The sequence below is a fragment of the Roseisolibacter sp. H3M3-2 genome (genome assembly GCF_029211165.1).
Lineage (GTDB): Bacteria > Gemmatimonadota > Gemmatimonadetes > Gemmatimonadales > Gemmatimonadaceae > Roseisolibacter.
This window is the reverse complement of the sequence record NZ_JARGEK010000335.1, coordinates 1-5,357: the sequence shown is the minus strand read 5'-3', so window position 1 is coordinate 5,357 and position 5,357 is coordinate 1. Positions and strand designations below refer to the sequence as shown.

Below are 5,357 nucleotides of genomic sequence, written 5' to 3'. Positions count from 1 at the left end.
GGCGCAGCGGCGGCTGGCCGCGCAGGGGCTGCTCCCGGCGCTCGAGGTGCAGGGCGCGGCGCTGGCCGACCGGGGCGCGGGGTGGGCGCTCTCGCCGGGCGCGGCCGCGGACGGCAACGCGAAGGTCGGCGCGGCGGCCAAGCTGCCGCTGCTGCTGCTCCGCGAGCGGGGGCGCTTCTCGGCGGCCGCCGCGCGCGCCGAGCAGCAGGCGCTGGAGGTGGCGCGCGTGCGCCGCGACGTCGGGATCGCGGTGCGTGCGGCGGCCAACGACGTGGCGGCGCTGGAGCGGCTGCTGGGCGCGCGGCGCGCGGCGGCGGCGCAGGCGCGCGTGCTGCGCGACGGGGAGCAGCGGCGCTTCGAGGCCGGGGAGAGCACGCTGTTCCTCGTCAACGCGCGGGAGCGCGCGGTGCTCGACGAGGACGCGAAACTGGCCGGGCTGGAGGCGAAGCGCCTGGCCGCCGGCGCGGCGCTGGAGGCCGCGCGCGGCGGAACGTCCTGACGGGTCGGCGCGCGCGGGTCAGTGCGCGTCGCGGGCGTTCGGCGCGTCGGGGCGCGACGGGGCCGGCCACTCGCCGGTGCGCAGGTCGGCGGGCGGGTCGAGCACGTCCACCTCGACCGCCGACACCAGCCCGCGCTCGAACGGCACCGTGCCGTCCGCCGTGCGCACCACCACGTAGCGGTCGACCGACTCGCAGCGCACGTACGCGCCCTCGACCAGCCCGAGCCCCGCCAGCGTCTCGCGCACCCACGCCGGGACGGCGCGGACGCGCATCGTGTCGCCGGGGCGCACGTCGGCGAGCGTGGTCGCGGGGCGGGACGGGGGGACGGGGAGGCGGTCGGTCGCGGACGAGGCGTGCACGTCGTCGAGCATCGGGTCCTCCTGGCGTGACGGGGCGGTCGCTCCAGACGGGGCGACGCAGGCACGGTGACACGGGGACGCGCCGCACGCATCGGGCCATTCCCCGAGGAAACGTCGGGAGTTCGCGCACGACGCCGCGCGCGGCCTCGCACCGGTACGGCGGCGTACGCGCGCCGCGCGACGGCGCGTGCCGCGCCGGTCAGCCGTCGGCCTGCGCGCGCAGCTCCGCTTCGGCGATCAGGCGCGCGACCTGGAAGCGGCGGCGCCGCTCCTCGGGGTCGGGCGGGTCGGCGCGCAGCGGCCCGGCCACCTCGTCGACGTCCTCGGGGAGGACGACGGCCACCAGGCGGGCGCCGCCCGGCGCCTGCAGCTCGAAGACGTAGGTGCCGTCGGGGGCCTGGGAGCAGGTGGGCTCGGGGAGCGTGCCGTCGGGTGACATGCGGGAGGGGCGGGGGCGGTGCGCCGGGAGGCCCCAAGATGCGCCGCCGACGTTCCGGTGGCGAGCGGGACGCCGGGCTCGCCATTTGCGCTGGGGGACGCCGACGCGCCGCGTCGGCGTCCGAGGGGCTTCCGGGTCCGTACACGCCGACGCGGCCCCGGGTCCGTTCCCTCGCCGCACGCGCCGCTCGTCCATGCCGTCCTTCCGTCTTCCCGCCGCGCCGACGTCGGCGCGGCTGCTGGCCGTGGCCCTCGCCGCCCTCGCCGCCGGCGTGGCCGCCGCCTCGTGCGGGGGGGCCACCGGCACCGACGGCGGGGGCGCGGGGGGCGGCGCCGTGCAGACCGTGCAGCTCACCGACACCGTGCTGCGGCTGCGCGTGGGCGGCGAGGGCGCGCTCCAGGCGCGCGTGCTCGACGGCGCGGGGAACCCGGTGGTCGGGCGCGCGATCTTCTGGTCGGTGCAGGACACGTCCATCGCCACCGTCTCGCAGGCCGGCGTGGTGCTCGGCGTGCGGCGCGGGTCGACGCTGGTGGCCGCGAACGCCGAGGGGCGGAGCGCGGTGGCGCGCGTCGAGGTGTCGGCGCGCCCGGTGAGCGAGGTGCGCGTCGAGCCGGCGGCGCTCCAGCTGATCGCGGGCGCGACGGCCGCGGTGCAGGCGCGGGCGCTCGACGAGACGGGCGCCGAGGTCGCGGGGGCGACGCTCGCGTGGACGAGCAGCGACACGTCGGTGGTGCGCGTCGAGGGCGCGGTGCTGCGCGCGGTCGCGCCCGGCGTCGCCGTGGTCACCGCGACCGCCGACGGGCGGGCGGGGTCGCTGGCGGTGACGGTGGCGCCGGCGGCCGTGGCGCGCGTCGAGCTGCGGGCGGGGCGCGACACGCTGGCGGTGGGCGCGACGACCGAGCTGGCGCTGACGGTGGCCGACGCGGCCGGCGCGCCGCTGGCCGGCCGCCCGGTGGTGTGGACGAGCAGCGACGCGGCGGTGGCGGCGGTGAGCGCGGCCGGCACGGTGACCGGGGTGGCGCCGGGACGGGCGACCGTCACGGCGGCGGTCGAGGGGCGGAGCGCCACGGTGACGCTGCAGATCGTGCCGCGCCCGGCGGCGGCGGTGATCGTGTCGCCCGACGCCAGCACGATCATCGTCGGCGGCACCCAGCGGCTGGTCGCCGTGGTCACCGACGAGGCGGGGAACGTGCTCGGGAGCCGGCCGACGACCTACGCCAGCAGCGACCCGTCGGTGGCGCGCGTCGACGCGGAGACGGGGGTGGTGACGGCGGTCGCGCCGGGGACGGCGACGATCACCGCGATCAGCGAGCAGCGGCGCGGCACGGCGACGGTGCGCGTGGTGCCGACGCCGGTGGCGAGCGTCGAGGTGCGCCCGACGCAGCCCACGGTGCGCGTCGGCGCCGCGCTGCGCCTGACCGCGACGCCGCGGGGCGACGACGGCGCGGCGCTGGCGGGGCGCACGGTGACGTGGACGTCGGAGTCCCCCGCGGTGGCGACGGTCGACGCGAACGGCGACGTGCGCGGCGTGGCGGTGGGGACGGCGGTGATCGTGGCGCGCTCGGAGGGGGTGACGGGCGCGGTGACGGTGCGCGTCGACCCGGCGGCGGTGGCGACGGTGCAGCTCTCGCCGTCGACGCTCGCGCTGACCACGGGCGGCTCGGCGGGGGTGACGGTCACGCTGCGCGACGCCGCGGGGAACGTGCTCGGCGGGCGCCCGGTGACCTTCACGACGAGCAACGCGGCGGTGGCGAGCGTGTCGGCGGCCGGGCTGGTGACGGCGGTCGGGCCGGGGACGGCGACGGTGACCGCGTCGAGCGAGGGGGCGAGCGGGTCGGCGGCGGTGACGGTGAGCGCCCCGGTCCCGGGCGGCGGGGGCGGCACGCCGCAGCCCACCCCGACGCCGCAGCCCACCCCGACGCCGCAGCCCACGCCGCAGCCCACGCCGCAGCCCACGCCGCAGCCGACGCCGCAGCCGACGCCCACTCCGACGCCGACTCCAACGCCGAGCCCCACGCCGACGCCGCAGCCGACGCCGACGCCGTCCCCCACGCCGACTCCGACGCCCACGCCGCGTCCGACACCGACGCCCACGCCGGTACCGACGCCCACGCCGGTACCGACGCCCACGCCGGTACCGACGCCCACGCCCACTCCGACACCGACGCCGACGCCGACCCCCAGTCCGACGCCGACGCCGAGTCCGACCCCGACTCCTACCCCCTCGCCTACCCCGACGCCGACGCCGCGGCCGACGCCGACTCCCACGCCGACTCCCACGCCGACTCCGTCTCCGACACCGACCCCGACGCCCAGTCCGACGCCGTCGCCCACCCCGACGCCCACTCCGACACCGACGCCGTCGCCCACTCCGACACCGACGCCCTCACCGACGCCCACGCCCACGCCGGCGCGGGTCTACACGTCGCTGCGCGTCGTCCCCGCGTCGGTCACGCTGTCCGTCGGCGGCCGCACCATGCTGACCGTGCAGCCCCTCGATCAGTTCGGGCAGCCGATCACCGTCGACGGCTCCGTGAGCTGGTCCAGCTCCAACCCGGGCGTCGTCGCCATCATGGGCAACGGCAACCTGCGCGGCGCGGCCCGCGGCTCCGCAACCGTCACCGCGACCCTGGCCGGGCGGAGCGGCAGCGCGGGCGTCACCGTCCAGTGACCCCCGCGCCCCCGGCGCCCCCCGCCGCGGGCGTCTCCTCCCCGGCCCACCACGGGCGGTCCAGCGGGCGCGCCCGCGGCCACACCTCGGCCAGCGTGTCGCCGTCGTACAGGCGGCCGTTCTTCATCACGTAGCGCACCGAGTTCGTCTGCCGGATGTCGGCCGTCGGGTCGCCGTCGAGCACCACGAGGTCGGCCAGCTTCCCGGCGTCGATCGTCCCCAGGTCCTTCGCCATCCCGATCGCGTCGGCGCCGAACACCGTCGCCGCCTTGAGCACGTCCATCGGGCGCATCCCGCCGCTCGCCAGGCTCCACATCTCCCAGTGGTAGCCGAGCCCCTGCAGCTGGCCGTGGCTGCCCACGCCCACGCGCCCGCCGGCGTCGACGATCTTCTTCGCCTGCGCCGCCAGCAGCGGGTGCGCGTACTGGTTCTCCGCCCACCACCCCGGGCGCCGCAGCCCGCGCTGCACGATCTCGTGGCGCGGCGTGAACCGGTTGAGCTTCGCGTCGGTCGTGATGTCGTGGCGCTGGTACCAGTAGTTCTCCGCCCACGGCCCGCCGTACAGCACCAGCAGCGTCGGCGTGTACACGATCCCGCTCTTCGCCACCAGCTGCACCACGTCCTCGGCCAGCGGCGCGATCGGGTACGAGTGCTCGGTGCCGGCGTAGCCGTCGATCGCCTCGGTGAGGTTCTTCCGAAAGTCGAGCCCCGCCTCGAGCGTCGGCGTCAGCCCCAGCTCGCGCGACGCCATCACCACCCACTGCCGCACCTTCCGGTCGCCGACCATGTACTGCTTGATCGTGTTGGTGCGGTAGAACTCCGTGTAGCGGCGCAGCACGTCGCGCGCGTCGTTGAGCGAGCGGATGTCGTCGCTCCAGAACACGCCCGGGCCGGTCGAGAAGATGCGCGGGCCGAGGATGTCCCCCGTCTCCACCAGGTCGCCGTACGAGAGGACGTCGGTCGTCCCCGTCTGCGGGTCGCGCGTCGTCGTCACGCCGTACGCTAGGTTGGCGAGGTACTCCCACACCTGCGACTTGTGCACGCCGAACGGCGGGCGCAGGTGCGCGTGCGTGTCCACGAACCCCGGCAGCACCGTCTTGCCGGCGACGTCGATCTCGCGCGTCCCGGCTGGCACCTGCAGCGACCCCGCGGGGCCGACGGCGGCGATCCGGTTGCCGCGCACCAGCACGTCGCCGCGCGCGATCACCTCGTCCATCGTCGCGCCGCGCATCGTCACCACCTTCGCGTTGCGCAGCACCACCGTCCCCTCGGGGCGGTCCTTCGGCACCGTGATCGCCACGTCGACGCGCTGCGGCTCGTACGCCGGGCGCGACGCGGCGGCGGCGGCCGTCGTCGTGCTCGCGGTCGAGTCGCGCACCAGCGAGTCG

5 protein-coding genes are annotated in these 5,357 nt (G+C 77.7%); 2 read left to right on the top strand and 3 right to left on the bottom strand.

The annotated features are described in order from the left end of the window. The coding region (locus PYV61_RS20390) for a TolC family protein (protein ID WP_275835068.1) at positions 1 to 499 on the top strand (499 nt) is incomplete at its 5' end. A gap of 18 nt (positions 500 to 517) precedes the next feature. On the opposite strand, the gene PYV61_RS20385 is transcribed toward PYV61_RS20390, so the two are convergent. Next, positions 518 to 871 (bottom strand): ferrous iron transport protein A, encoded by a 354-nt coding sequence (locus PYV61_RS20385; protein ID WP_275835066.1) that lies wholly within the window; start codon positions 869 to 871, stop codon positions 518 to 520. Positions 872 to 1,058: 187 nt separating this feature from the next. Further along, the gene (locus PYV61_RS20380; RefSeq protein ID WP_275835064.1) at positions 1,059 to 1,298 is read right to left on the bottom strand and encodes a hypothetical protein; all 240 of its coding nucleotides are present in this window, start codon (positions 1,296 to 1,298) and stop codon (positions 1,059 to 1,061) included. Between the two features lie 193 nt (positions 1,299 to 1,491). Here PYV61_RS20380 and PYV61_RS20375 point away from each other — a divergent pair, with 193 nt between their 5' ends. Then, positions 1,492 to 3,969: an Ig-like domain-containing protein gene (locus tag PYV61_RS20375; protein ID WP_275835062.1), complete on the top strand. Its 2,478-nt coding sequence runs from the start codon at positions 1,492 to 1,494 to the stop codon at positions 3,967 to 3,969. On the opposite strand, the gene PYV61_RS20370 is transcribed toward PYV61_RS20375, so the two are convergent. Further along, positions 3,956 to 5,357 (bottom strand): amidohydrolase family protein (locus tag PYV61_RS20370; protein WP_275835060.1); only part of this gene is annotated, 1,402 nt, incomplete at its 5' end. The genes PYV61_RS20375 and PYV61_RS20370 overlap by 14 nt on opposite strands.